The sequence below is a fragment of the Nonomuraea gerenzanensis genome (assembly GCF_020215645.1).
GTDB lineage: Bacteria > Actinomycetota > Actinomycetes > Streptosporangiales > Streptosporangiaceae > Nonomuraea > Nonomuraea gerenzanensis.
Genome location: NZ_CP084058.1, coordinates 5,664,279 through 5,689,882, shown reverse-complemented (window position 1 = coordinate 5,689,882; position 25,604 = coordinate 5,664,279). Strand labels below are relative to the sequence as shown.

The window sequence follows — 25,604 nt, the reverse complement described above, 5'->3', positions numbered from 1 at the left end:
CACCCGAGCCGGCGACATCGACGTCGGCGCCGCCGCCCGAGCCACTCCGACAGGATAGGCATCAGCCCCTGAGCCGGGTCGACTACGCCGACCGGTTCGGGCCCACCGTGGGAGATCGCATCCGGCTGGCCGACACCAACCTGCGCATCGAGATCACCGAGGACTGGTGCGGCGGTCCCGGCCACAGCGGCAACGAGGTCATCTTCGGCGGCGGCAAGGTCGTGCGGGAGTCGATGGGCCAGTCGTGCGCGCCACGCGACCCGGCGCGGTTCGGCGCCCCTCAGCCGCCCGACACCGTCATCACCGGCGCGGTCGTCCTGGATCACTGGGGGATCGTCAAGGCCGACGTCGCCATCCGCGACGGCCGCATCGTCGCGCTCGGCAAGGCCTACAACGACGAGACCATGGATCGGCTGCACGACGGGCACCCCACGGCCACGGACTTCGTGATCGGCCCGGAGACGGAGGTCATCTCGGGCAACGGCAAGATCCTCACCGCGGGCGGCGTCGACACTCACGTGCACTTCATCTGCCCCGAGCAGATCCATGAGGCGCTGGCCTCCGGGGTGACCACGCTGATCGGCGGCGGCACCGGTCCCGCCGAGGGCAGCACCGCCACCACCGTCACCCCGGGCTCCTGGCATGTGGCCCGGCTGTTCGAGGCGCTGGACGGCTTCCCGGTCAACATCGGGCTGCTCGGCAAGGGCAACACGATGTCGGTCGAGTCGCTGTACAACCAGGTGGAAGCGGGCATTCTCGGTCTCAAGATCCACGAGGACTGGGGTGCCACCCCGGCCGTGCTGCGCCGCTGCCTGCAGGTGTGCCAGGCGACCGGCGTGCAGCTCGCCCTGCATGCCGACTCGTTGAACGAGGCCGGCAACGTCGAGGACACCATCGCGGCCATCGGCGACCACCCCATCCACGTCTTCCACGTCGAGGGCGCCGGCGGCGGCCACGCCCCCGACATGCTCAAAATGGTGAGCCTGCCGAACGTGCTGCCCGCCTCCACCAACCCGACCCGGCCTTTCACCGTCAACACGGTCAAGGAGCACATCGACATGGTGATGATCGCCCATCACCTCAACCCGCTGGTGCCAGAAGACCTTGCGTTCGCCGAGTCGCGGATCCGGCCCGCCACGATGGCCGCCGAGGACATCCTGCACGACATCGGCGCGATTTCGATCATGTCGTCGGACGCCCAGGCGATGGGCCGCATCGGCGAGATGATCACGCGGACGTGGCAGACCGCGCATGTGATGAAGGAGCGGCGCGGCGCGCTGGACGGCGACCAGGCGGGCCAGGACGGGCACGACAACCATCGCGCCCGCCGCTACGTCGCGAAGTACACCATCAACCCGGCCCTCGCGCACGGTATCGACCACGAGGTCGGCTCGGTCGAGGTGGGCCGGCTCGCCGACCTGGTGCTGTGGGAGCCGAAGTTCTTCGGCGTCAGGCCGCACCGGGTGATCAAGGGCGGGCAGATCGCCTACGCGCAGGTCGGCGACGCCAACGCCTCCATCACCACCCCGCAGCCGATCCTGCCCCGCCCGATGTGGGGAGCGACCGGCCGGGCCCCGGCCGCCAACTCCGTCAACTTCGTCACCGCGGCCGCCATCGAGGCCGGTCTGGCCGACCGGGTCGCCGTGCGCAAGCCGTTCAGGCCCATCCGCGGCACCCGCAAGGTCTTCAAGGCCGACATGCGGGAGAACGACGCCCGCCCCGACATCCGCGTCGACCCCAACACCTTCGAGGTGATGATCGGCGGCCTGGAGGACGAGACCGTGAGCAGGACGGAGACCGCCACGACCGAGGAGATCACGGGGATCGACGCCGAGGTCGAGCAGCTCGGCAAGGAGATCGAGGAGATCGCCGGCCACGGTGAAGGAGCCAGTGAGCTGCCGATGGCGCAGCTGTACTTCCTCTTCTGACCACCACCTGATGATCGTCCACTGATCGCGCCCCGCGAACGACCGCCCCGCGCATGAAAGGTGTGCCGCGCCCGATGAACCGTGCCGCGCTGCTCGTCCTGGCCGACGGCCGTTTTCCCGCCGGCGGGCACGCCCACTCCGGCGGGGCCGAGGCGGCCGTCGCCGCGCGACGCGTGCGCGACGTGGCGAGCCTGCGGGAGTTCTGCCGCGGCCGGCTGCACACGGCGGGCCTGGCCGCGGCGGGCCTGGCCGCCGCGGCCACCGCCGGATACGACCCGCTCCTGCTGGAGGAGGCCGCCGACGCCCGCACCCCCTCACCCGCCCTGCGACAGGTCGCGCGCAAGCTCGGCCGGCAACTGCTGCGTGCCGCCCGCGCCGCCTGGCCCTCGCCCGAACTCGACGCCCTGGCCACGGCCCTGCCTCGCGGCGCGCACCAGAGCGTCGTCCTCGGCCTGGCCGCCCGCTCGGCCGGTCTGACGCCGCTGGACGCCGCCTACGCAGCCGCGTACGAGAGTGTCAGCGGCCCGGCCACCGCCACCGTCCGTCTGCTCAGCCTCGACCCCTTCGACGCCACCGCCGTCCTGGCCCACCTGGCCGCCGACATCGACCACCTCACTGAGCTGGCCGCCGAAGCCGCGCAGCGCGTCCAGGCCGAGGGCGTGCAGGTGTTGCCCGCCGCCTCCGCGCCGCTACTCGACATCACCGCTGAACAGCACGCCGCCCGCCCGATGCGCCTGTTCGCCTCCTGACCCGTTCGCTTCTCGGCCTGTTCGCCTCCCGACGTCTGGAGCAGTCATGCACCTGCACCACAGCCACGCCTTCCCTGAGGATCAGCCCTACGGTCCCGGCGGGTCCTCCCCCGGCCGCCCTGGCCTACGCCCTGACGGCCGGCCGCGCGCGCTGCGCATCGGCTTGGGCGGGCCGGTCGGCACCGGCAAGACCGCCACCGTCGCCGCCCTGTGCCGCGCGCTGCGCGACCACCTGTCCATCGCGGTGGTCACCAACGACATCTACACCCGCGAGGACGCCGAGTTCCTGCTGCGCGAGGCCGTCCTGCCCGCGGCGCGCATCAGGGCGGTCGAGACCGGCGCCTGCCCGCACACCGCCATCCGCGACGACATCTCCGCCAACCTCGAAGCCGTCGAGGACCTGGAGGAACAGCTCGGCCCGCTCGACCTGATCCTCGTCGAATCGGGCGGGGACAACCTCACCGCGACCTTCTCCAGAGGTCTGGTCGACGCGCAGATCTTTGTCATCGACGTCGCGGGCGGCGATGACATCCCGCGCAAGGGCGGCCCCGGCGTGACCGCCTCCGACCTGCTCGTCATCAACAAGACCGACCTCGCCCCGTACGTCGGCGCAGACCTGGAGGGCATGGCCCGCGACGCCAAGGCCCAGCGCGGCGACCTGCCCGTCGCCTTCACCACGCTCAAGGCCGAAGGCGGCGTCACACCCGTGTCGGACTGGGTCCGCGCGCGGCTGGCCGACTGGACCGCGAGCGCCGGGTGAGCATCGCCCCTCAGTCCGCTGCGGCGGGGTGCACCGCCTGTGGCGTGCATGCCGCCGCCCGGATCAGGGCGATCAGCGTGGGAGACGAGACCGCGCTTCCCGTCCTGGCCGGTGCCGGCCCCTTCGACCTGCGCCGCCACCGTCCGCAGGGGAATCAGGCGCGGGTGTGCGTCCTGGGCGTGATGAGCGCCCCGCTCGGCGGCGATCGGCTGCGCATCGAAGCCGCCGTCGAACCCGGCGCCCACCTGCACGTCACCACGGCCGCCGCCACCATCGCGCTGCGCGGCGCCACTCCCGGGCACGCCACCTACGACGTGCACCTGAGCGTGGCTGAGCAGGCGAGCCTGCACTGGCTGCCCGAGCCGCTGATCAGCGCCGCCCGCAGCAACCTGCGCCAGAGCTGCACCGTCGACGTCGCCGCCGGCGCCCGTCTCGTCCTGCGCGAAGAACAGGTCCTCGGCCGGGCCGGCGAACCGCCGGGCCGGCTGACCACCCGCCTCACCGTCCGGCACGACGGACATCTCCTGCTGGACCAGCAGAGCGCGTACGGGCCGGACGCGCCCGGCTGGGACGGCCCCGCCGTCCTGGCCGGTCACCGCGCCGCCGGCCAGCTCCTCATCGTCGACCCCGCCTACGCCGAAGATCCGCCCGGCGTCCGGCTGTTCGGCGACGACCCCGCCAACGGGCAGGCCGTGCTGACCCCGCTCGCCGGCTCTGCCCTCCTGGTCACCGCCGTCGCCCCGGACACCCTGCACCTGCGGCGCCTGCTCGATGCGGTCCGTCGCGTGCACCCGTGCTGATCGCCGTCCTGGGCCTGCGTGAATGATCTGTATCGGAGCCTTCGGACGTCCCGGCCCTGCCCATCCCCGACGACCCCGCCACTGGCCCGGCCGGCCAGGCCCCGCCTATCGGGTTCTCCGGGCCAGACACGGCTGTGGCGCGAGCGGTACCGCAGCTGGTCGCGCGAGCGCACCGGCGGGGCGGTGCTGGCCGACGCCACCCGGCACCTGACCGAGGTGAAGCTGCTTGTCCGCACGCCACCCACCGTCCGGGCCGGTGCCGGGGTCACCATGGACGAGCCGACGCATTTCCGTTTCGCCATGGCCGGTGTCGGCCGTCAGCGACATCACATTCAGCGGGGTACTGACGGTCGGAGCCCATGGCACGGGCGTGCCGGGACCTGGCGGCCCCGCCCACGCATCGCTGGGCGAGCTGCTCACCTGCCTGTCCGCCGTCCTGACCGCCTGGCGTGCCGGCGCACTCGACAACGTCATCCTCACCGGCGCCCCTGGCCTGGGCCGGTACGGCGGTGCCGGCGAACATGGCCAGCATGCCGACCATCCCGAGGTGTTAGTCATTTACGCCTTCGCATCCTTCCCCGGAAGCGAAGGGCTATCTGGTCGCAGAGACGTGAAGCCGTGTTCTCGCGAAGACAAATCGCCAGGGGCGGCGCGGCCATGCGCCGATGAAACTTTCATCAATGCCGGTGCGCGCTGGCCGAACCGACCGTCTCACAATCTGCGTCTCCGACCGAAAATGTGCAGCACGGCACGCACAAGATCGCCAAGCAGAGACACGGCGACAATGGCTTTCAGCGCTGACTCCAGCGCAGAGTTCACAATATGGCCGGAATTGAACCTGCCGCCCCCGGAGCCCGAAAGTTGGCAACAGAAAGGGCCTCGCCACAACCGTTGACAGTGGTCCCGGCAGCGATCAAAGTATGCATGCTTGTAGATCTCGAGGCGGCGCTCGAGGGCGACTCGGCAGCGCAGTCGCATGACCGGAGCGGCCGGCATTCTGGCCGGCCGACCCCGTAGTGCAGTGGAGGGCGGACGGTGGAGGCATGCGAGGCGCAGCACACAACAACTCTCGCTCCAATTGAATGAGAATTCATTGGAGTGGCCTCAGCCATGCGCTCCACCATGAGGCAACGACCGCCGAAATCTTGTGACATACGGTCGACGCTGCCGCCGAATTAGCATCGATCAACCAAATGCCCGCCCCTGTAAGGAGAACCATGCGAAAAGTCACTTTACTCCGCCGATTCGGCCTCGCCTCAGCGTTGGCGGTCGGCCTGGCAACCACGCCCGTGGCCGCGCACGCCGACGGCTATGACACTCCCCGCAGCGCCACTGTCGTGGGCGCGGGCAACACCTACGCGGAAGGGGTGGCGGCGGCCGAACGGCGGGCCCGGCAGGCCGTCCTCGCGGTCGGCCACGACTGCACCCCTGGGACCTATCAGAATTTCGGCATCTATACCTCTCCGGGTGGCGGCACCTGGGTCTTCCAGTCCACCCACGAAGCGATGTGCGTCGACTGATCCCAGCACGCACCAGGCCGGGATCAAAGCCACCTTGTTCACCCACAGCGACAAGGGCACCTTCTGGGCAGTAGGCACCGCCGAGAACTCATGATCGTTGGCTCGACCTGCCTGGGCGGCCCCACGTCCGAACTGATCGCGGAGCGGTCCTACCGGCTTCGCCAGGCGGCCGGGGACACTGTCCGGGCAAACCATCGGCCAGCACGGGCCACCGTTCGCCTCCTACGACCTGCTGGCCGAGTTCCGGCCGGACGCCGGTTCGAACAACGCATCGGCCCGCTGCCACCACAACCGGTCGAAGGCAGCGGGCCCGCGCGTCGGCGTCGCCCTGGTCAGGCGGTGCCGAAGACCGCCCGTCCTTCCTGGTCGATGATCGCCTGGGTGTCCAGCTCGCAGTTGCTCAGGAAGATGCCCATCAGGTCGCGGTCGCGGTAGATGGTCCAGTTGGTGTTGCCGCCGGCGAGCGCAGTGCTGCCGACCGGCTGGATGGGAAGCTCGGGGTGCGGAACAGATCGATGTAGGGACGCTTGGCCAGCTTCTCGCCCCGCCGCCGTTGCCGATGAAAACGCGTCCGCCGCTGGCGTTCGGTGGGGAGCCGGGCCACTTGGTGACCGCGTCCAGGCGCCGGATGCCGTCGATGCGCGAGCCCATGCTCTACATCGGCGCGCGCATCCTGGGCCCCCTCTTCGAGGCCGACTACCAGCGGCTGACCACGACCCCGCTAGCCCCGGCAGACAGGCGCGGCATCGATGTCGCCGTCGTCGGATGCGCGTACGCACACGGCCGGGCTGCGCCACGGCCGCCGTCGCTCCGTGTGCGGTCGCTGGCCCATCTCCGCCGAGTCTCTGATCGACGATCCTGGGATGGGTTCGCTGCCGCCTACCTGGCTGAGGCCGATGCGCATGTCAGCGGTCGGGACAGAGCACGTCCTCGGCGGCCTTGTACATGGCCGGGCGCAGCTTGGGCTGGACGCGGGTTGCTCGTCGTGACGTCGATGGCGAACTGCAGACGCCCGTCGGCTCTTCACCGCCATCGCGATCATGCAACCGACCGAACAGGACAAGCTCGACCTCGGCCAGCCGATCGGCGCCTACCTGGGCGGCTTCCCCTCCGCCGTCGCCGACGCCGTCACCGTGCACCATCTGCTCACCCACACCTTCGGCCTGGCCAACTTCCAGACCTCGGAGGACTTCCGCGCGAACGCGGGCAAGTGGACCAGCGGCGCCGCGATGCTGGACGGCATCATGGGGATCATCCGTAAGTCGGCGCTGCTCTTCACACCCGGCACCAAGTCCGGCTACAGCAACTCGGGCTTCTGCACTCTCGGCGCGATCGTGCAGGAAGTGTCCGGCCAGTCCTTCTACGACTACGTCCGCAAGCACGTCTTCGACGTCGCCGGCATGTCGCGCACGGACTACTACACCCGCCCGCAGCAGCTGTCCGACGACGACATCGCCCACCCGTACACGACCTCGGCCGCGGGCCAGCGGGTCGACACCCTGGAGTATCCGGAGCAGTACGGCAGCCCGTACATCGGCACGCCGGCGGGCGACGCCTTCACCACGGCGCCGGACCTGGAGCGGTTCGGCCGGGCTCTGGCCAGCAACCGGAACGGACAGCAGATCATCGGGCACGGCGGCGGCTCGCTGGGCACCTCCACGCTGCTCGACGTGCATATCGACAGCGGCTGGGTCGTCGTCTTCCTGTTCAACTACGCCGACAGGACCAATCCGCCCATTCAGGAGCTGATCGACGACACCCGCGAACTGATCACCACAGCCGCCGAGTAGCGGCAGGCAGGGCTGGAGCCGTGGGCGGTGACGGAGTGCGGGACCACTCGGTCCGGGGTGCCGTCCGGAAACGCCGCGGAAACGCCTGCCCGAATACACCTGGATCTCCCCGTACGCGATGAAAAGGATCATGGAGTGAACCGAGCGTCAGCGATCTCCCGCCGCACCCTGTTGTCCAGGGCGGCCGCGGTCGCCGCCGTATCTCCCCTCACCGTGCCCGCGGCCTCCGCCCACGGCGACTCCGCGCAGGCCACACCGAACATCCTGCTGTTCACGGTCGACGACCTGGGCGGCGACAGCCCCGGCTGCTTCGGCGGCCGGGCCGATCTCACCCCGGCCATCGACCGGCTCCACCGGCAGGGCGCGAGCTTCCACCGGGCGCACGTCCCCGTCGCCATCTGCCAGCCGAGCCGCTCGGCCATGCTGACCGGCCGCTACCCGCACCGCAACGGCGCCGAGGGCTTCGAGCCGATCCGCGACGACGTCCCGGTCCTGAACGACCTGCTGCGCCCGCGCGGCTACCTGACCGGCATCCTCGGCAAGGCCGGCCACCTCACGCCCGTCGACCGGTTCACCTGGGACCTGCGCGCCGACCCGGACCAGCTCGGCATGGGACGCAACCCGGCCCGCTACGCCGAGGCGGCCACCACGCTGTTCGAGCGGGCCAAGACGGAAGGGCGGCCGTTCTTCCTGATGGCCAACGCCGAAGACCCGCACCGCCCCTACCACGGTAGCGCCGCCGAACAGATCGGCTACACCCCCGAGCAACGCGCCACCATGGCCGCCCCGTCCCGCGTCTACACCCCGGACGAGGCCACCGTGCCCGGCTATCTGCCCGACCTGCCCGACATCCGCAAGGAGATGTCCGAATACCTCAGCAGCGCCCGCCGCTCCGACGACACGCTCGCCGCCGTCCTGGCCGCCCTGGACTCCGCCGGGCTGGCCTCGTCCACGATCGTGATCTTCATGTCCGACAACGGCATCGCGGTGCCGTACGCCAAGGCCAACTGCTACGAGCACAGCACCCGCACCCCGCTGATCATCCGCTGGCCCGGCGTCACCCGCCCCGGCCACGCCGACCACCGGCACTTCGTCTCCACCATGGACCTGTTCCCGATGCTCTGCCGGGCCGCCGGCGCGCAGTCGCCGGACGGTCTCGACGGACGCGACCTGACCTCCCTGCTGGACGGCGGCCTCCAGGCCGGCCGCGGCCAGATCGCCACGGTCTTCCACGAATCCGCCAACGGCGCCCGCTACGACATGCGCGGCCTCCACGGCCCGCGCTGGAGCTACGTCTGGAACGCCTGGTCCGACGGCCAGGCCGGCTACCAGGCCGAGAACATGTCCGGCCTGACCTGGCGCGCCATGGTCACCGCCGCCGCCACCGACCCCGCCGTCGCCGAACGGGTCACCTTCTACCAGCACCGCGTCCCCGAAGAGCTCTACGACCTGGACGCCGACCCGCACTGCCTGCACAACCTCGCCGGCGGCACCGGCCCGGAGACCACCGCGGTGCTGACCGCCCAGCGGGCCGCCCTGGACGCCTGGCTGCGCGACACCGGCGACCCGTACCACGACCAGTACCCCTGGCGCTCATGACAGACGACCCGGACGCCGTGCCAACAGTCTCGCTGCCTGCCCTGATCAGCGGGTGCACGCCCAGAAGTCAAGCGCGCCCATCCCCGCATCGGGCGACCGCGCCGGTGGGTGCGGCGGCGCTGGACTGGATGCAGACGCAGGAGGCGGCACTCATCGACGAGAAGAACCCTCCGCGAAGGCACGGAGCAGGCCAAGGACGCCGACGGCGGCGACCAGACCCAGGCCAGACTCCGGTCGCTGTGAAAACATCTGATCAACATGTTTCCACTTACGGAAGGTGCACCTCATGCCTCCCGCCTTCTCGGCCGCGGAAAAGGCGCGCATCACGCGGCTGCTCCTGGACAACGGCCTGCGGCTGTTCACCACCCAGGGCCTGCGCAAGACCTCCCTGGAGGACCTGGTCGCGGGCACCGGGATCGCCAAGAGCACCTTCTACGTCTTCTTCGACTCCAAGGAAGCGCTGTACCTGGAGCTGATGCTCGCCCAGATGGCCGAGGTCAAGAGCAGAGTCATCGACGGAGCGCTGCGCAAGGAGCCCGGCACCCGCGCCGGGCTGCGCGCCTTCCTGCACGCCACGCTGGCCGAGCTGGACGGCAACCCCCTCTACGGCAGGCTGATGACCCACCCCGAGGAGATGGCGGCCGTGGCCAGGAAACTGGACCTCGACCGAGTCACCTCCGCCCCGGACAACCCGGTCACCGCCCTGGCGGCCTACCTGGCCGAGCACAGCGACGACCTCTCCGGCGACGACCCTGAGGTGATCGTCGGCGTGTTGCAGGCCGTCCTCATGATGCCGCTGCACCGCGACCGGCTGGCCCGCCCCGACCTGTACCCGCAGATCCTCGACCGGCTCATCGACCTCGTCGCCACCGGCCTGACCCGGCCGGAGCGATGATAGCAGCGCGGTGCCCCGCGTCAGGTGACCGGCAGCACGACGGCCGACGGACGGCTGGGATCGTGGTGGATCTGCTGGTCGGCTGCGCGCATCGCGCTCGCGGTGGCGGGTGGCTCGCCGGTGCCGGGGTTGCGGTCCCAGCGGGGGTAGGCCGCGCTCGCCACCTGCACCCGGATGCGGTGGCCGCGCTTGAAACGGAAGGCCGCGGGCGCCAGCTCGATCTCGGCCATCCCGTCGAGCGGACGGTCGGCGGCGAACCGGCGCAGCGCGTCGGAGACCTGCGTGATCGTGCCCGAGGGGGCCACGTCGCTGACGCGTACGTAGAAGTCGGTGTGCGCGAGGCTGGAGGTCACATGCAGCTCGGCGGCGGGGACGCCGATGACCTCCAGATCGGCCGGCAACGGCTCGCCGGTGTAGGTCAGGACGTCGGCACGCCCGGCCAGCACGCTCTCCCCGGTCCTGCGCGAGATGCCGATCATGCGGGACATCCCGGCCACCGCCGGGGTCGGGTCGGCGGGGTCGAAGCGGTAACGGTCGGGCGCGGAGTCAGCAGGCGGATCGCCTCCCAGAGCGCCGTTCGCGCCCAGGTAGAAGCGCTGCGGTCGCACCTCGGCGGGCGGGTAGGCCGGTAGGTCGCGCCACTCCTCCGCACCCCTGACGTAGATGCGCACCGGCGTCGCGCGCAGACCGTTCCGGTCCTGCAACAGGTGGGCGCGGAGCCAGACGAGGCTCTCCCGCAGCGCTGTCGTCGACAGCGCCGCGTCCCAGTGCCGCCACGGCCCGATGGTGAGGTACGGCTCGCGCCCCGCCTTGCGCAGCGCCTGGTAGTCGCGGACCAGGCCGGGCAGCGCGACGTCGTCCCAGCCGCTGACCAGGTGGTTCGGGGCGGACACCGCCGGGAGGTCCCGGCTGTGGTCACCGGCGGACCACCACGGGTCGCCGGCGTCGGGATGCGCGAGCCAGTCCCGCCAGTGCGGGGCCACGGCGCCGATGGCGACGGTGTCGGCCTCGGTGAGCGGGAGGTGGCGGGCGGCCCGCGCCCGCCTCCTGCCGCCTGACGCCACGGTGGACAGGTAGACGGGCAGCGGCTTCTCCTGCTGGGCGACCATGCTGATCCAGCCGAGGAAGAGCTCGAGAGCCAGCGCGCCGCCCGGGTAGATCAGATTGTAGGCGTTGGACCCGATCAGCGAGGTGCTCATGGCCCGCAGCTCGGGCCCGGCGCCGACGGCGATCGCCCACTGCGTGTAGCCGTTGTAGCTCTGTCCCAGTGTGCCCAGCTCGCCGGTGAACCACGGCTGCTTGCGCAGCCACTCCAGGACGGCCAGGCCGTCGTCGCGCTCGGAGACGAACGGGGTGAGGGTCCCGCCGGATCCGCAGGTTCCGCGGCCACTGACGACCACGACATGGAAGCCGCGTTCGGCGACCAGGCGGCTGACCATGGCGCCCTTGGTCCTGTCGGTGTACACCGAGCGGATCAGCACGGTCGGCCGGTCACCGAGCCCTTGGGGGGCGTAGTGGTCGGCCAGCAGCACGATGCCGTCCGGCATGGGGATGGGCAGATCTTGCTCGACCATCACGTCCTTGGTCTCCGCCGGGGCCAGTTTCGCCCTGCGTGCCAGGATCTTGGCGGTGATGCTCATGACGGATGTTCCTTTCCTGGGCAGCAGGCGCGGCGTTCACCGCGAGCCGCGCTGTGGCCCGCCTTCGTCACGCATGGCGTCCCACGCCTTCAGGGCGCGCTCGTCGGCGAACACGCCGCGGGTGAAGATCTCGACGCCGGCGCGGGAGAAGCGCAGCAACGCCCGCAGGTCGTGCACGTCCGTCACGCCCAGCGAGCGCGCCAGCTGCTCGCCGAACGCCAGCGGTGCCAGCAGATAGGTCACGTACATCGCGGCCCGCGCCGGCGGGTCGTCGCTGGGCTGCACCCAGCCCTCGCGCACGCCCTGCTCCAGCCATTGACCGGTGGCGGCGACGAGCTCGTCGAACAGCGCCGCCGCCTGCGGGGTGCCGTCCAGGAACGCCCGTCCCAGGTAGCGGCGTACCGCCGTGCCCGCCTCCAGCATGGCGGCCAGCCCGGCCGCGTCGCCCAGATCGGCGTCCGGAGCATCGCGCACCAGGGACATCACATAGTCGTCGCAGGCCTGGCGCAGGCCCTCCTTGGTGCCGAAGTGATGCAGGACCAGGGCGTGCGAGACGCCGGCCCGCTGGGCCACCGCACGGAGGCTCACCCGGCCGACTCCTTCGGCGCCGAACAGCTCCAGCGCCGCGTTCCTGATCCGGGCTCGGGCGGTCAGATCATCCTCGGCTGATCGCATGGACAGCATACTAACCAAATGGTCAGCGGAAAGGGAAGCGGGCCCTGTAGGCCGCGATTATGCGGGTCGCATCTGCGTTGCACGCACGTCTCTGCTCGATCCCCGGACGCTGCCGCGCAAGCACATGCTCCTTGGATGGCCCCGGCGCCGGCCGGCTTGTTCTGGTCGCGCCCGCGCTGCGCTACGGTATGGCCCGGAGTGCCGGGAAGTCTGGTCGGCGATGTCTATGGCCGCGCGACCGAACGGAGGCTCCGCGATGATGGATGACGGCGTTGTCAGCGTGTCCGGCGACCCGCAGCGCCGGGTGATCTCATGATGCGGCGCCACCCGGCTGTGCCGGGTCGCGGCCGGCATCCGGCCGTGGTCATCGCGGCCGGGTTCGGCTCGGCAGTGCTCATCGGGACACTTCTGCTCGGCACCCCGCTGGCCACGACCGCAGGGGACAGCTCCCACTGGCTCACGGCTCTGTTCACCGCCACCTCCGCCGTCTGCGTGACCGGCCTGGTCGTGGTCGACACCGAGACGCACTGGTCGGTGTTCGGTGAGGTGGTGATCGTCCTGCTCATCCAGGCCGGCGGGCTGGGCATCATGACGCTCGCCACACTGATCATGGTCATCGTCTCCGGCCGGGTCGGCCTGCGCGCCAGGCTGTCCGCCCAGCTGGAGACCAAGTCGGTGGTCGCGGCGGATCTGCGGCACGTGCTGCGCAAGGTGGTGACCTTCAGCCTGATCTGCGAGGCGGCCATCGCCGCCGTCCTCGCCGTACGGTTCGTCACCGGGTACGGCGAGCCGCTGGGCCGGGCCGTCTACCTGGGCGTCTTCCATGGGGTGTCGGCGTTCAACAACGCCGGCTTCGCGCTCTGGCCGGACAACCTGATGCGCTTCGTCACCGACCCGTGGATCTGCCTGACCATCGCCCTGGCCGTCATCGTCGGCGGTCTCGGCTACCCGGTCGTCTTCGAACTGCTGCGCACCTGGCGGCACCCGCGGCGCTGGTCCGTACTGACCCGCATCACCGTCGGCGCGAGCACGCTGCTTCTCGGCGCCGGCACCCTCGCGTTCCTGATGACCGAGTGGCGCAATCCCGCCACGATGGGCCCCCTGGACGACTCCGGCAAGTTGCTGGCCGCCTTCTTCACCGCCGTCATGCCGCGCTCCGGCGGCTTCAACACCCTCGACATCGGCCAGATGTACCCCTCCTCCTGGCTCGTCACGGACGTCCTGATGTTCATCGGCGGAGGCAGCGCCGGCACCGCGGGCGGCATCAAGGTCACCACGTTCGGCTTCCTGCTCTTCATCATCTGGTCCGAACTGCGCGGCGAGCATCAGGTCAACATCGGCCATCGGCGGCTGCCCTCCGCGACGCAGCGGCAGGCGCTGTCCATCGGCCTGCTCGGCGTCATGCTGGTCACGATCTCCACCTGGCTGTTGCTCATCATCACTCCGCACAGCCTCGACCAGGTGCTGTTCGAGGCCATCTCCGCCTTCGCCACCAACGGCCTGTCCACCGGCATCACCGCCCACACCTCGCTGGCCGGGCACGTGCTGCTCAGCGTGCTGATGTTCATCGGCCGCATCGGCCCGCTCACCCTGGGCTCGGCGCTCGCGCTGAAACAGCGCACCCGCCGCTACGAACTGCCGGAGGAAAAGGTGATCCTCGGCTGACGCGGGGCCCTCTGCGGCGAGGTCCACGCCTTCCCAGGCCACTCGGCACCGTGACGCTGCAGGCGCCGCTGGACCGGACGGTGTCCGCGTGACGGTCACTGCCTGGGTGGCGGTGGTGGTCACCGGATTCCTTGACTGAAGTCCTCCACCTCTCCGCGCCGACCGGCGACGCGGGCCGACCGGACTTCCCGGCTCACCCCTGAACGCGATACAGTTATTTCAGCTTGTACTGAAACAACTGCAACAGGAGTGGGTGTGAGCGAGCAGGATCCGCTGCTGGAATGGGTCGAGCGGGTGGCCATGTACCTGGCCCGAGACGGGGTGCCGCCGATCGCCGGGCGGGTGCTGGGCTGGCTGATGGTGTGCGACCCGCCGGAGCAGTCGGCCGGGCAGATCAGCGAGGCGATCGGCGCCAGCCGCGCTTCGCTGACCTCGAACCTGCGGCTGCTGTCCGGCATGGGGTTCCTGACCTGGCGCACCCGGCCGGGCGAGCGCACCGTCTACTACCGGATGGCCGAGGACGCCTGGGTGGTCGTGGTCCGCAAGCAGATCGCCGGCCTCACCTCCTTCCTCGACATCACCCGCGACGGCCTGGAGCTGGTCGGGCCGGACGACGAGCGCGCCGAGCGCATCCGCCAGGCGCACACCACCTTCGAATGGATGGCCAAGATGTTCCAGACCACGCCCCTTCCCGGGCAGGACGCATGACCGGGCACGCGATCGTGGTCGGCGCCGGCATCGGCGGCCTGGCCACGGCCGTCGCCCTGCGGCGGATCGGCTGGCGGGCCACCGTACTGGAACGCGCCCCCGCGCTGGGTGAGATCGGCGCCGGCATGTCGCAGGCCCCCAACGCGTTGCGGGCCCTGGACGAACTCGGCGTCGGCGAGCAGGCGCGCGCCACGGGGGTGCCCTCCTACTCGGCCGGCAACCTGCGCCTGCCCGACGGCCGCTACCTGCAGCGCGCCCGCCGGGGCGACCCGACGCCGATGCTCGCCTTCCACCGCGCCGACCTGCACGGGCTGCTGCTGCAGGCGGTGCCCACCGGCTGGGTCCGCACCGGCACGGAGGTCACCGGCCTGCGCCAGGACGACCGCGGCGTGACGGTCACCTGGGACGGCGGCGAGGCGAGCGCGGACCTGGTGATCGGCGCGGACGGCATCCGCAGCGCCGTGCGTCGCGCCTTGTGGCCGGACGCGCCACCGCCGCGCTTCCTGGGCCGCACCGCCTGGCTCGGCGTCACGGACGTCAGCGCGGTTCCCGGCGGCTCCGCGACCTCACCCGGCGACCACCCGACGCCGCCCGGCGGGCTGGACGGCAGCGTCACCATGGGCCCGGGCAGCTACTTCCTCATCCACCCGGTCAGCCGCGGCCGCGCCTACTGGGCCTTCGTCACCCCCGCCGACCGGCCGGACCTGCGCTACGAGCGGGAGAAGGCCGAGGTGGCCGGCCGCGTGGCGGCCTGGCACCGCCCGATCCCCGACCTGGTCGCGGCCACCCCGGCCCAGGCCGTGATCCACATCGACATCCGGGACCTGGACCCGCTGCCCACGTACGTCCGTGGCCGGGTGGCGCTGCTGGGCGACGCCGCCCACGCGATGAGCCCCGACCGCGGCCAGGGGGCCGGCCAGTCCATCGAGGACGCGGTCGTGCTGGCCGCCGCCCTCCACGCCGGGCCCGGCATCGAGGCCGCGCTGGGCCGCTACGACGCCGAGCGCCGGCCCCGCACCCAGGCCACCGCTCGCGGCGCCCGCGCGGACGGGCACCGCACCACCTCCGCGGCGGCGCACCGAGCCCTGGTCACCATGATCCGGCTCATGCCCGCACCACTGTGGCGCAAGGGCATCACGGCCGACGGCAACGCCACCTGGCGATGGCGGCCACCGCGCCTGCCGGAGCCGACCACCCTCGCCTGACCTGGACAGCCTCGCCACTGCATCAGCTGCCGCCGGGCCCGTGGCCGGCGGATCGAAGAGGCCACCGCCGCTGTGGTCGCCACCCCTCACCTTGCCGCGAGGAGCTCAACGATTCTCGCGGCAACGCGGAGATCCGCCAGCTCGGCTTCCGGCACCACCACGACCGTCCTGACGCCGTCTCCCTCCAGGCGATACTCCACCGGCCCCGCCGGCAGGCTCGCCACGGGGTGCAGGGGCAAGTGGACGCCATGGCGCCTCCGCTCGTCACTGCAAGGGGCGTTCCCGGCGGCGGATCTTGCGGGTGACGGTGCCGTACCAGGCCGGAACCTCCCGCTCGTCGTCGAACCAGCGGGCCACCACGATGTCGGTGGAGGAGTGCAGCAGGATCGACAGCACGATGGTCACCGCGACGATCTGGAACACCGGAACGGCGGCGGCGATCCCGGACCCCAGCACCAGCAGCCCGTACACCACCGAGGCGAACCCCTTCGGCCCGAACCAGGCCACCGCCGCCTGCTCGCGCACGCTCAGCCCCGAGCGCAGGAACGACAGCCAGATCGCCACGGGCCGGGCCACGATCAGCGCGAGCACCGCGAACAGCCACCCCTGCCAGCCGACCGAGCCGAGCAGGGCCGGGGTGATGAGCGCGCCGAACACCAGCAGCGCCGCGAGCTTGAACACCTCGGCGATCAGCTCGCCGAAGTGCTCGAACGACTCGCGCTGCCGCGGCCCGAAGGTGGCCACCGTGATGCCGGCGGAGAACGCGGCCAGGAACAGGTTGCCGTGCGTGGCCTTGCCGACGGCCAGCACGAGCAGGCCGATGGCCAGCGCGTTGAGCGGCTCGTACGGGGTGGAGGCGGCGAACCAGCGGGTCTGCTCCAGCTTGATCGCCACCCACGGGATGGCGACCCCGATGACGATGCCGAGCCCCAGCTCCAGGCCCAGCTCGCCCAGGTGCAGGTCGTCGGATCCGGCCGCGACGGCGAGGAAGAGGATGACGAACGGCAGCGCCAGGCCGTCGTTGACGCCGGATTCGACGTTGAGCAGTTGCCGCAGCCGGGGCGGCACCTTCTCGTTGCCGACCAGCGCGGCGGCGAACACCGGGTCGGTGGGCGCGAGGATGGCGCCGATCAGCAGCGCCTCGATCCAGCCCAGCCCGAGCAGGTAGTGCGCCCCGAGGGCGGTGATGACCAGGGTCAGCGGCAGGCCCCAGCCGAGCGCCCGGCCGGGCAGCCGCCAGGCACTGCGCAGCTCGGCCCAGCCGACCCGCATGCCATCGGTGAACAGCACGGTGAACAACGCCAGCTCCGCCAGCGTGGCCACCAGGTCGTCACCGGGCTTGAGCGAGACGACGCCGAGCACGCCGTCGCCCAGCACGAACCCGGCCACCAGGAACAGCGCGGCGGTGGACAGGATGGTGCGGTGGGCCAGGCCGGACAGCAGGACGGCCAGCAGGAGCACGCACGCGAACGCGGTCAGCAGCACGCCCATCAGGGGCGCCGCGCGGGGGTCGTCATGGAACGGCCTTCCGGTCGAATCAATGTGCACGATCTTGCCGACCAGACTTCCCGGCGCTCCGCACCCACCCTAACAGGGGCCCTGTCTCGACGACAGACGCGTCCTTGACGGGCGCCTCACTGCCGGGCCAGGCAGGCCGTCCCGCCTTCCTCGGCGATGGCGACCCGCCGATCCATGTCGGCCTCGGCAGCTCCTGCACCGGCGCCCCGCAGACGCTGACGGCCGCGGTACTGACGGCCGCGCGATCGCCGCCCGCGAGTGCGGGCGGCGATCGGCCGGTTCATCGCTGGACGTGCCGTCCCAGGTGCGCCGGCAGCCGGACCAGCAGCGGGGCGGTGGAAAGCACGGGGATCGCGTCGGCGAAGTGTCCGGCGCGGCGCTGGTCGTCACCGACGCCGGTCTCGGCGTACTGCCACACCGCCTGGACGAGGTCGTCGTCGGCGGGGTAGGGCAGATGGGCGCCGGTGGCGATGTCCCAGCCGTGGACCAGCGACTCGTGCAGGCTGATGGAGGCCAGCACGGCGCCGGGCACGGTGGCACCCATGAACGCGTACGGCCTTTCCAGGGTGCCGGGCTCGGCGAAGGCCGCCACCGAACGGGCGGCGATCGCGCGGAAGGCGGCGGCGGGGTCGGTGCCGAGGTGGTCGGTGTCGGCCTGGCGCTGGGCGTCGAGCTCGGCCGGGTCCACCTGGTCGCCCTCGGCGATGCGGGCGAGCAGCAGCAGGGCGCCGGCCAGGTGGTCGGCCGTCTGGCGGACGGTCCATTTCGCGCACGGGCCGACCGCCGCCCAGCCCTGCGGGCCGACCTGGCCCAGGACGTGGGCCACGTGTGTGTGACTGCGTTCGAGCAGGGCCGTGACGTCCGGCCGCTGAGTCGCGCTCATCGCGCGGCGCAGGTCCTCCGCGTCGTAGATCAGCTCACCGGAGACGATCCGGCCGTCGCGGACGCGCAGCAGCTCGGCGGCGGTCAGGCTGCCGGGCAGCGGGTCCATCTCCCAGTCGATGACGGAGCAGACGAGGTCACCGTCAGTGAACTGGTGGCGGACCCGGAAACCGCGGACCGCCGCGCCGGCCTGGCGGGCCATGGCGCGGTAGCCGGCGCTGTCGGTGAAACCGGCGACGGGGCCGGTGAAGGTGAAGTCGTCGGCCAGCGGCACCCGGCTCATGTCGCCCGCCTGCTCCTGCCAGGCGCGGTAGTAGGGCTCGACGACGGTGCGAGGATCCATGAGGCTCTCCCTGATGCGGGGTCGCGGCGCGACCCTTCACCCCGACAGATCCGGCTCGACGCGCCCGCTCATCGCCGTCCGGCGGATTACCGCATCGGGCGCGCGGAATGAGACATGAAGCGATGAGCCGGCTAGCCCTCTGCGAGCTCGGCCAGCAGTTCCTCCTTGCGGCCCGGCGGAAGGTTGCGCCAGTCGGTGTCGGTGAGGGCGCCTTCCATCGCCCACAGCGCGTTCAGCGACAGCCCGGGGACGGCCGCGTCCCGCAGCCGCCGGAAGACCTCGACGGCGCCGAGCTCGGCGAGTCGCCCGGGCTCGCGCACGTCGACCAGCGCGAGCCACTCCTCGCTCCTGGGCCCCAGATTGCGCAGGTCGCGTAACCTCGTCACGCTCCGCCCTCCCCTGGCAGATCGAACCAGCCGAACAGCTCCCGGTCAGGGAATCCGACGATCCCCGCCACCCCCTGCGGGGTCATGGGCCAGCGCCACCTCCTCGCGCCGCTCGGCCACCAGCGCGGGATCGAGCAGCGTGTCAGGGTAGGGCTGCAGGTGGGCGTGCACGGCGGGCAGCCGATCACGGCGCTCGACGGCTCGCAGGCAGGCCATGGTCGCGATCCTGTGCAGCCAGTGGTGCAGCGGCGCCCGGCCCTCGTAGCCGCCCAGCCCGCGCCAGGCCCGCAGCAGCGTCTCCTGCACCGCGTCCTCGGCCTGGTCCAGCGAGCCGAGCATCCGGTAGCAGTGCAGGTGCAGCGCCCGCCGGTGCGGCGCGACCAGGGCGTCGAAGGCGGCGTGCGCACCGCCTCGCGCGGCGGCCGGCAGCCGGGCCTGCTCCACGTCGGTGTCCTCGACCGTGCTCACGCCGGTGAGCCTAGCGGCCGGGTCCGACAGGAAGGCCCGCCGGCGGGCTCGTCGTGGAGCGCCGCGGCCAGGGCCCGCACGCCTATCCAGCCCGAACACGGGGAGTCCACGATGGAGGGAGAGGACGTGATGCGATGGCCTCGGCCGAGCGCGGGTTGCTGGCCCTCTGGTGGCCGACAGCGCTGGGCGCGTCGATGCTGGTGCTGGAGATCCCCGTCGTCTACGCCGCCGCGGCCCGCTCGGCCGGTGGCCCGCTGGTGCTGGCGGCGATGGGCGTCTGCGTCGCGATCCTGGTCGTGGTCAACTCCCCCGGGCTGGCCGTCACGCCGCTCGCCGTCACCGCGCACGGCCGCCATTCCTGGCGACGGCTGCGCCGCCACGCGCTGCTGACCGGACTGGCGGCCGCCCTGGTGCTGGCCGCGCTGGCCACCGTGCCGCCGCTGGTCACACTCGTGCGGCTGGCCTTCGACGCCGACGCCGCCCTGCTCGGCCACATCCGCGCCGGACTGCTCGGCCTCACCCCCAACGCGCTCGGTGTGGCCCTGCGCCGCTACCTGCACGGGCGGTTGATCGTCACCGGGCGGACCCGGCCGATCGCCCCGGCCACCGTCCTGCGCCTCCTCGGCACCCTCGCCCTGGCCTGGGCGGGTACGGCGCTCTGGCCCGCCCACGGCGCGCTGGTCGCCGGGCTGGCGCTGTCGGCCGGCGCCTTCACCGAGGCCGCCTACCTGGCCGTGGCCGCCCGAAGCCTGCCCTTCGAGCCGCCACCCGCACCGAGCCCGTACCGTGAGCTGATCCGCCGCCACGCCGACGTGTCGGCGGCGCGGCTGCTCGTCATGGCCCCGATGCTCGTCACCACGATCGCCGTCGCGCACTCGGCCCGCTCGGCGGCCTCCCTGGTGGTCTGGCCCGCGCTGTACGAGCTGGCGATGCTCTTCGCCTCCCCCACCAGCGACTGGGAGTCCGTGGCCGCCGGCGCCCTGCGCAGGCAGCCGCGCGGCACCGCGCCCCGGCGGGTGACGGTCCGGCTGGGCGTCGCGTTCACCTGCGTGTTCGTGCTGGTGCTGGCGACCGGGCCGGCCGGCGTCTACCTGCACGGCCTGCTGGCCGTGCCGGCCGAGCTGACGTCGTTCGCCCTGGCCTGGTCGTGGCTGCTGGCCCCCGTTCCCGCGTTGTGGCTGGTACGCGGCTACCTGCGCGGCGCCGTCATGGCGGCCGTCGCCACCGGCTGGCTGACGGCGGCGAGCCTGGCCCATGGCGTCGCCCTGCTCGTCTGTGCCGCAGCGCTGGCGAGCACCGCCATGCCCGGTCCGGCCGTCGCCGGCGCCGCCGTCGTGGCAGGGCTCTCGATCGACGTGGCCATGACCGGTTACGGCGTGTTCCGCTCGCACGCGCGCGATCACGCGGCTCCTTCACCCTGAGGTCAGCCCGCCTGCTCCTGCCACGCCGTCTGCGGCCATGCCCTGTCCCGCCACGGCGGTGTCGATGACGTCCTCGACCACTTCCTGCCCTCGGGAAGTGCGCGCTTCGGCCTCGGCGATGCGGCGGGATCCGGCCGCCGCCCAGCGGAAGTACCACTGCGGTGAGACCGTGAGACCATCGAGTCACACCCTCGCAGGGAGCCCCGATGGATGATGATCAGCTCCTGCGCCATCCCGACTTGCTCGCGATGTCCGCCCGCTACTGGCGCGACCAGGCCCGGGATCGCCGGCGACGGCTCAACGAGACACGGCGGGAGACCGCCGCCCTGATCGGGGCCATGCGCGCACTCCGCGACCGGATGTGTGAGCTGGAGGAGCAGATCGGCCGAGCTCAGGCCCGCGCCGACCACCTCGTCCTGGACGACCCGGCCGACCGGCCCGGCGGTCCGCGGGTGGCCGAGGGGCCGGAGCCGGTGTGAGCCGTCCGGGAGTCGGTCGCGCCTGCCGGGGAAGGGGGCGGCTCGCCGCTGACCGAGCTGATCAGCTCCGCTGCGGCCTGGGCCAGGTCACAGCCCTGCCGGCGCGCCCTGGCATGCAGGGTCTGCAGAGCGCGCGCGGTGGTGCAGCGGTGCTGGGCCATGAGGATGCCTACCGCACGGTTGATGAGGGTGTGCTGGCGGGCGTCGTACCGCCACCGGGCCGCCTCGGATCGATCCAGGACGGCGCCGTCGGTGCCGGGCAGCCAGCCCCGCGCGACCAGGGATGTCTGCCGGGCGCGCAGGGTGGCCAGGGCGCTCGCGGCGCGCCGGGCGTTCTCGGCGGCGCGCTCGCGCATCTGCGCGGCCAGCGCCGCCCGCGCGGCTGCTCGCCGGGCCAGGTCGGTGCAGGCCGGGCCGGTCAGCACGCCGTCCGGGACGGAGGCATCCGCAGGAGGGCTGGGCAGGTGGGCGGCATGCGCTGCGACAGAGCGCAGGTGGTCGGCCAGCTGAAGAGCCTGACGGCTCAACGGGTGGTCGCCGTCAGGGGGAGCCAGCGCGGCCAGCAGCGCCGCGGCTGTCCGGATCTCGTGTTCGTGCAGCAATCGACACCTCCAGACCGGGTGACGTCTGTCACGCGCGACGCGACGGACGCGCCGTCGCTCGCGCTGCCGTCGCCGGGCGAATCTCACCCTAAGGGAGCAGCCCGGGAGCGAAAAGCAGCGAAGTGTCTGCCGTGGTCATGGACCGGGCCGGCCCTCCGCCCGCGCGCCATCGCCGGCCGGAGGAGGGGCGTCGATCCACCGGCGCGCCAGCTCGGCTTGGATCTCTCTCAGCCGCTGGTCGGCGCGCTGCCCGCGGGCGAGGGCCTCGTCCAGCCGCTCCCGCGCTCCGACCAGCCGGGCCCGCGCGCGGACCGCCCGCTCACGCGAGCGTTCCAGCCGATCCCCGGCCCCGTTCATGGCAGCGGTGCCTGGCGTGTCCTTCCCGTTCCCGGCGGCCTGCGCGACCGGCCCGTACCCCGCCCCCGACCCCGGCCCTGGGCCGGTCAGGGTGGATCGGTGAAAGGGGGCGGCTCCGACCGCCCACCGGTGAAGGCGGCGATGATGTCGGCGGCGACCTCCCGCAGGGAGCGATTGCCGCTCTGGCCGGCGCGCCGCAGGAGGGCGAACGCCTGATCGGCGGTGCAGCGGCGCTGGCCCATGAGGATGCCGATGGCCTGATCGATGAGCGCACGCTGGGCCAGTGCCTCGCGCAGCTGGGCGGTGATCTCCGCGTGCCGGGCCGCCTGCAGCACCGCGTGCAGCAGCAGCCCGGTGTGCTCGGCCGCGCGGGCGATGGCCCGGCGGGCGGCCGGGCCGAACGCGGTCTCGGCCGTGGTGGGGGCGTACATGTTCAGCGCCCCGATCACCTGCTCACCGGCCCGCAGCGGGTGGGAGTAGATGCTGCGCAGCCCGTGGGCCAGCAGCAGGGCGGAGTACTCGCCCCAGCGGTGTTCGGTGGCCAGATCGTCCACCTGTACCACCAGGCCGGTGTCGATGGCCTCCAGGCACGGGCCGCCGTCGGTGCCGTTGTCGTACTGGAGCTCATCGACCAGCAACGCGGTCACCTCGGAGGAGGCGACCGTGCGGACCCGGCCGCCCAGCCGCAGCGTCACCCCGGCCATCGGCGCGCCGGGAGTGATGCGCGCCGCGGCGTTGGCCATCTCGTTCAAGGCCGCCTCGATGCCGCTGGTGGCCAGCAGCGCCGCCGTGAGTTCCTGCAGGAAGCCGTCATCCAGCCCGGCGCCGGCGCCGATGCCGGTCCGGGCCGGCTCGCAGCTCGGGACGGGGTCGTCGGTCGGACCCATAGCGGGGCCTCCTCAACGGGGGGCGCGAGCCAGGCTGCCGCCCCCGTGCTCGGGGCTCTAGCGCCGCCCGTGCGGCACCCGGTCGCATCCGGGGCCGCCCTTCGAGAAGGGCTTCTCTGTGCGGCCCGGCGACACGTCGCCTTTCCGGCGCATCACCCGACGGACCGGCGGAGTCCGGTTTCCCGGCCGGAACCGTCCCAAATGGTCGAACAGCCGGTCACGACCGGCCTACGCCCTCGACTTTACCCCGAGGTGTCCGAAGGCCCCAGGCCCTCCGGGACCGATACCTGCCGCGCCCGTGGCGAAGGGAATGCGGCGGCCCATTGATCAGCGGACTCTCCTCGGCAGCGGACGCCGTGCCACGACGACGGCCCCACACGGGAAGCGCGAATCTCGACGAGGCCTGCGTCGTGCGGCGGGGTCGTGCTCAGCGGTGATGCGGGCGGAGATCTCCTCGCCGAGCCCGGCCGTAGCGGCCATGCAGGCGACCCGCTTTCGGATCAAGGCCACCTACGGCTCCTCGCAGCACTGCGGGGAGCCGCTCCTTGTGCGGCCGGCATGCCCGCAGAAGATCAACACCTTGCGGCGAGCGGAAGAGCACGCTTGCGGGGTCGTCCGCCCGCCGAAAAGCGCGTAGCGTGAAGACGACAACGCTTTGACTGCGTGTTTAGTCGATCTGGCCGGCGGCACGGCATGTTCCATGTCGGTGCCTCCGGCGAACTGGATGCTCAACGAGGTGAGCGCCCGGTCACTGCCAGAGGGACGCTCCCGGTGATGGCGGTCCGATTCGCCGGACATGTCGCCGTGGCGACAAGCCATCGCTCCGAGAGGAAACTCCCGCATCGGGAGTGTGGTCCCCATGACCGCCCCATATCCGCCCCCTGTCAGCGCTGATGAGCCCGCAGAACCGGCCTCGGTGCTGCTTTCGCTCTCCCGAGAGATCGCCCGGCTGGCCGCCCTGCGGGCCGGCGTTGCCGCTGAACACGCGCGGGCCGCCGCCGAGCGTGCCCGGCAGGCCAGGGACCGCGCTCCCCTCATCGCCGAACGGCTGGCACAGGTCCGGCACCGGCTCCGAGCCGATGGCTCAGCCGACGCGGGCACAAGCCCTCTCCCGGCGCCGAGCACCTCTCCTGTGCGGGAGCCCACGACGGGCAGCGCACCGGACGGGGAGGCATCCTGATTCCACTCACGTTGACTTGTGAGCTTTGCCCGGCGTCACGCTGGTGCGCCTGGCCGGCGCGCTCAACGCGGTCCCGTTGCAGGTCCGCCTCACCCAGGCGCGCCGCCGGCCGGACGAGCCGCTGGTGCTCGACCTGAGCCAGCTGATCTTCCACGGCGGCTGGGCGCTGAGCGTCCTCATCGCCCTACAGGCCCCGCGTCTCCTGTTCACGACCTGACCGCCGGACAAGGTCGGCGGCCGCCCCTGGCCACTCCGGGTGGCCGAAGGTGAAACCCGCGCCGAGCAGCCGGCCGGGCACGACCCTGCGGCTTTTCAGCAGCAGCTCCGTGTCCGAGCGCAGCACGAACGCCCCCACCTCGGCCATCCACCTCGTGGCGGGCAACCCGACCGGAACTCCCCGCGCGCGCCGCAGCGCCCGCATGAACACACGCTGCGGCAAGGGAGCCGGCGCGGCGAGATTGACCGGCCCGTCGAGGTCCTCCCGCCCGATGAGGAACTCCACCGCCCGGACGAAGTCCTGATCGTGGATCCACGACACGTACTGCGCACCACCACCGACCGCGCCGCCCAGCCCCAGGCGCACCAGCCGCAGCAACACCTCGAACACGCCGCCCCGATCCGGGCTCATCACCATGGCGGCCCGCAGGCTCACCTTGCGCGTGTGCGGCGTATCGGCCTCCTCCAGCGCCTGCTCCCACGCCTGCGCGATCTCCACGCTGCAGGCCCAGTAACCCGGCACGCCGGGCTCGCCACCGCCGATCACGCCCGTCGCCTCGTCATGGGGGACGTCGAAACGGTGCGCGTAGACGGTGGCCGTGCTCATCTGCAGCCAGACGCGGGGAGGGCACGCAGCCGCCGCGACGGCCTGGCCGACCACGCGGGTGGAGCGAACCCGTGAGTCCATCATGGCGCGCAGGTTCGCCGGCGTGTAGCGGCAGTTGACGCTGCGGCCCGCGAGGTTGATCACGACGTCGCAGCCGTCGATCTCCTTGACCCACGGGCCCAGGGTCGCGGCGTCCCAGTGGACGTGGCCCTCACGCGCGGGCCGCCTGGTCAGGATGACGACGTCATGGCCCGCGGCTGTCAGGGTGCGATCGAGGATGGTGCCAACCTGCCCGGTTCCTCCGGGTATCACGATTTTCATCCG

Annotated in this window: 23 protein-coding genes and 1 pseudogene; 14 read left to right on the top strand and 10 right to left on the bottom strand. The window is 72.0% G+C overall.

The annotated features are described in order from the left end of the window. Positions 1-68: 68 nt before the first annotated feature. From LCN96_RS26580 to LCN96_RS26545, 8 genes and pseudogenes are all read left to right on the top strand, one after another. Complete coding sequence (locus LCN96_RS26580; protein ID WP_225276065.1) at positions 69-1,928, top strand: urease subunit alpha; 1,860 nt, start codon at positions 69-71, stop codon at positions 1,926-1,928. A 74-nt stretch (positions 1,929-2,002) separates the two neighbouring features. Next, a complete protein-coding gene (locus tag LCN96_RS26575) occupies positions 2,003-2,677 on the top strand; it encodes an urease accessory protein UreF (RefSeq protein ID WP_225275605.1) in 675 nt (224 codons plus the stop codon). A 46-nt stretch (positions 2,678-2,723) separates the two neighbouring features. Continuing rightward, positions 2,724-3,437, top strand: a complete 714-nt coding sequence (gene ureG / locus LCN96_RS26570) for an urease accessory protein UreG (protein ID WP_225275604.1) — start codon at positions 2,724-2,726, stop codon at positions 3,435-3,437. Between the two features lie 44 nt (positions 3,438-3,481). Then, positions 3,482-4,237, top strand: coding sequence for an urease accessory protein UreD (locus LCN96_RS26565; protein ID WP_225275603.1), 756 nt, complete (start codon positions 3,482-3,484; stop codon positions 4,235-4,237). 1,217 nt (positions 4,238-5,454) lie between these two features. After that, a complete protein-coding gene (locus LCN96_RS26560; RefSeq protein ID WP_225275602.1) occupies positions 5,455-5,757 on the top strand; it encodes a hypothetical protein in 303 nt (100 codons plus the stop codon). 1,028 nt (positions 5,758-6,785) lie between these two features. Beyond that, a pseudogene (locus LCN96_RS26555) lies at positions 6,786-7,547 on the top strand (serine hydrolase domain-containing protein); the annotation flags it as partial. 135 nt (positions 7,548-7,682) lie between these two features. Further along, positions 7,683-9,146, top strand: coding sequence for a sulfatase family protein (locus LCN96_RS26550; RefSeq protein WP_225275601.1), 1,464 nt, complete (start codon positions 7,683-7,685; stop codon positions 9,144-9,146). A gap of 286 nt (positions 9,147-9,432) precedes the next feature. Then, entirely contained in the window at positions 9,433-10,041 is a 609-nt protein-coding gene (locus LCN96_RS26545; RefSeq protein ID WP_225275600.1) for a TetR/AcrR family transcriptional regulator, read from the top strand. A 20-nt stretch (positions 10,042-10,061) separates the two neighbouring features. On the opposite strand, the gene LCN96_RS26540 is transcribed toward LCN96_RS26545, so the two are convergent. Together LCN96_RS26540 and LCN96_RS56660 are read right to left on the bottom strand one after the other, a co-directional pair. Continuing rightward, a complete protein-coding gene (locus tag LCN96_RS26540) occupies positions 10,062-11,681 on the bottom strand; it encodes a CocE/NonD family hydrolase (protein WP_225275599.1) in 1,620 nt (539 codons plus the stop codon). 36 nt (positions 11,682-11,717) lie between these two features. Next, positions 11,718-12,356, bottom strand: coding sequence for a TetR/AcrR family transcriptional regulator (locus LCN96_RS56660; protein WP_263657519.1), 639 nt, complete (start codon positions 12,354-12,356; stop codon positions 11,718-11,720). A 312-nt stretch (positions 12,357-12,668) separates the two neighbouring features. Between LCN96_RS56660 and LCN96_RS26525 the strand changes: the two genes are divergently transcribed. The 3 genes from LCN96_RS26525 to LCN96_RS26515 all read left to right on the top strand — a co-directional run bounded on the left by LCN96_RS26525 (position 12,669) and on the right by LCN96_RS26515 (position 15,934). Beyond that, positions 12,669-14,021 carry a TrkH family potassium uptake protein gene (locus tag LCN96_RS26525; RefSeq protein WP_225275598.1) on the top strand — a complete coding sequence of 451 codons (1,353 nt, stop codon included), beginning with the start codon at positions 12,669-12,671 and terminating at the stop codon, positions 14,019-14,021. 255 nt (positions 14,022-14,276) lie between these two features. After that, positions 14,277-14,729, top strand: a complete 453-nt coding sequence (locus LCN96_RS26520; protein WP_225275597.1) for a GbsR/MarR family transcriptional regulator — start codon at positions 14,277-14,279, stop codon at positions 14,727-14,729. Then, the gene (locus LCN96_RS26515) at positions 14,726-15,934 is read left to right on the top strand and encodes an FAD-dependent monooxygenase (RefSeq protein WP_225275596.1); all 1,209 of its coding nucleotides are present in this window, start codon (positions 14,726-14,728) and stop codon (positions 15,932-15,934) included. The genes LCN96_RS26520 and LCN96_RS26515 overlap by 4 nt, the downstream gene beginning before the upstream one ends. A gap of 264 nt (positions 15,935-16,198) precedes the next feature. Here LCN96_RS26515 and LCN96_RS26510 read toward each other — a convergent pair whose 3' ends face one another. The 4 genes from LCN96_RS26510 to LCN96_RS26495 all read right to left on the bottom strand — a co-directional run bounded on the left by LCN96_RS26510 (position 16,199) and on the right by LCN96_RS26495 (position 19,531). After that, the gene (locus tag LCN96_RS26510) at positions 16,199-17,425 is read right to left on the bottom strand and encodes a cation:proton antiporter (RefSeq protein ID WP_225275595.1); all 1,227 of its coding nucleotides are present in this window, start codon (positions 17,423-17,425) and stop codon (positions 16,199-16,201) included. 307 nt (positions 17,426-17,732) lie between these two features. Continuing rightward, positions 17,733-18,677 carry a TIGR03086 family metal-binding protein gene (locus tag LCN96_RS26505; RefSeq protein ID WP_225275594.1) on the bottom strand — a complete coding sequence of 315 codons (945 nt, stop codon included), beginning with the start codon at positions 18,675-18,677 and terminating at the stop codon, positions 17,733-17,735. Positions 18,678-18,808: 131 nt separating this feature from the next. Then, positions 18,809-19,063, bottom strand: a complete 255-nt coding sequence (locus LCN96_RS26500) for a TfoX/Sxy family protein (RefSeq protein WP_225275593.1) — start codon at positions 19,061-19,063, stop codon at positions 18,809-18,811. Between the two features lie 45 nt (positions 19,064-19,108). After that, complete coding sequence (locus LCN96_RS26495) at positions 19,109-19,531, bottom strand: sigma factor (protein WP_225275592.1); 423 nt, start codon at positions 19,529-19,531, stop codon at positions 19,109-19,111. Between the two features lie 134 nt (positions 19,532-19,665). Between LCN96_RS26495 and LCN96_RS26490 the strand changes: the two genes are divergently transcribed. Both LCN96_RS26490 and LCN96_RS26485 read left to right on the top strand, forming a co-directional pair. After that, the gene (locus LCN96_RS26490; protein ID WP_225275591.1) at positions 19,666-20,952 is read left to right on the top strand and encodes a hypothetical protein; all 1,287 of its coding nucleotides are present in this window, start codon (positions 19,666-19,668) and stop codon (positions 20,950-20,952) included. A gap of 206 nt (positions 20,953-21,158) precedes the next feature. After that, the gene (locus LCN96_RS26485) at positions 21,159-21,431 is read left to right on the top strand and encodes a hypothetical protein (RefSeq protein ID WP_225275590.1); all 273 of its coding nucleotides are present in this window, start codon (positions 21,159-21,161) and stop codon (positions 21,429-21,431) included. Here LCN96_RS26485 and LCN96_RS26480 read toward each other — a convergent pair. The 3 genes from LCN96_RS26480 to LCN96_RS26470 form a co-directional block, all read right to left on the bottom strand. After that, complete coding sequence (locus tag LCN96_RS26480; RefSeq protein ID WP_225275589.1) at positions 21,344-22,033, bottom strand: ANTAR domain-containing protein; 690 nt, start codon at positions 22,031-22,033, stop codon at positions 21,344-21,346. The genes LCN96_RS26485 and LCN96_RS26480 overlap by 88 nt on opposite strands. A gap of 135 nt (positions 22,034-22,168) precedes the next feature. After that, complete coding sequence (locus LCN96_RS26475) at positions 22,169-22,390, bottom strand: hypothetical protein (RefSeq protein WP_225275588.1); 222 nt, start codon at positions 22,388-22,390, stop codon at positions 22,169-22,171. Positions 22,391-22,476: 86 nt separating this feature from the next. Further along, positions 22,477-23,277, bottom strand: a complete 801-nt coding sequence (locus LCN96_RS26470) for a GAF and ANTAR domain-containing protein (RefSeq protein WP_225275587.1) — start codon at positions 23,275-23,277, stop codon at positions 22,477-22,479. Between the two features lie 1,205 nt (positions 23,278-24,482). On the opposite strand from LCN96_RS26470, the gene LCN96_RS26465 reads away from it, so the two are divergent. Then, complete coding sequence (locus LCN96_RS26465; protein WP_225275586.1) at positions 24,483-24,674, top strand: hypothetical protein; 192 nt, start codon at positions 24,483-24,485, stop codon at positions 24,672-24,674. Here LCN96_RS26465 and LCN96_RS26460 read toward each other — a convergent pair. Continuing rightward, positions 24,642-25,601, bottom strand: a complete 960-nt coding sequence (locus tag LCN96_RS26460; protein ID WP_225275585.1) for a TIGR01777 family oxidoreductase — start codon at positions 25,599-25,601, stop codon at positions 24,642-24,644. The two genes, LCN96_RS26465 and LCN96_RS26460, sit on opposite strands and share 33 nt — an antisense overlap. Positions 25,602-25,604: the final 3 nt, after the last annotated feature.

Bases quoted from the DNA above. Each gene is read 5' to 3' on its own strand.
- LCN96_RS26525 (WP_225275598.1), top strand. From the start codon at position 12,669: ATGATGCGGCGCCACCCGGCTGTGCCGGGTCGCGGCCGGCATCCGGCC.
- LCN96_RS26470 (WP_225275587.1), bottom strand. From the start codon at position 23,277: ATGGGTCCGACCGACGACCCCGTCCCGAGCTGCGAGCCGGCCCGGACC.
- LCN96_RS26490 (WP_225275591.1), top strand. From the start codon at position 19,666: ATGGCCTCGGCCGAGCGCGGGTTGCTGGCCCTCTGGTGGCCGACAGCG.
- LCN96_RS26475 (WP_225275588.1), bottom strand. From the start codon at position 22,390: ATGAACGGGGCCGGGGATCGGCTGGAACGCTCGCGTGAGCGGGCGGTC.
- LCN96_RS26540 (WP_225275599.1), bottom strand. From the start codon at position 11,681: ATGAGCATCACCGCCAAGATCCTGGCACGCAGGGCGAAACTGGCCCCG.
- LCN96_RS26515 (WP_225275596.1), top strand. From the start codon at position 14,726: ATGACCGGGCACGCGATCGTGGTCGGCGCCGGCATCGGCGGCCTGGCC.
- LCN96_RS26545 (WP_225275600.1), top strand. From the start codon at position 9,433: ATGCCTCCCGCCTTCTCGGCCGCGGAAAAGGCGCGCATCACGCGGCTG.
- LCN96_RS26510 (WP_225275595.1), bottom strand. From the start codon at position 17,425: ATGGGCGTGCTGCTGACCGCGTTCGCGTGCGTGCTCCTGCTGGCCGTC.
- ureG (WP_225275604.1), top strand. From the start codon at position 2,724: ATGCACCTGCACCACAGCCACGCCTTCCCTGAGGATCAGCCCTACGGT.
- LCN96_RS56660 (WP_263657519.1), bottom strand. From the start codon at position 12,356: ATGCGATCAGCCGAGGATGATCTGACCGCCCGAGCCCGGATCAGGAAC.
- LCN96_RS26575 (WP_225275605.1), top strand. From the start codon at position 2,003: ATGAACCGTGCCGCGCTGCTCGTCCTGGCCGACGGCCGTTTTCCCGCC.
- LCN96_RS26560 (WP_225275602.1), top strand. From the start codon at position 5,455: ATGCGAAAAGTCACTTTACTCCGCCGATTCGGCCTCGCCTCAGCGTTG.
- LCN96_RS26485 (WP_225275590.1), top strand. From the start codon at position 21,159: ATGGATGATGATCAGCTCCTGCGCCATCCCGACTTGCTCGCGATGTCC.
- LCN96_RS26460 (WP_225275585.1), bottom strand. From the start codon at position 25,601: ATGAAAATCGTGATACCCGGAGGAACCGGGCAGGTTGGCACCATCCTC.
- LCN96_RS26505 (WP_225275594.1), bottom strand. From the start codon at position 18,677: ATGGATCCTCGCACCGTCGTCGAGCCCTACTACCGCGCCTGGCAGGAG.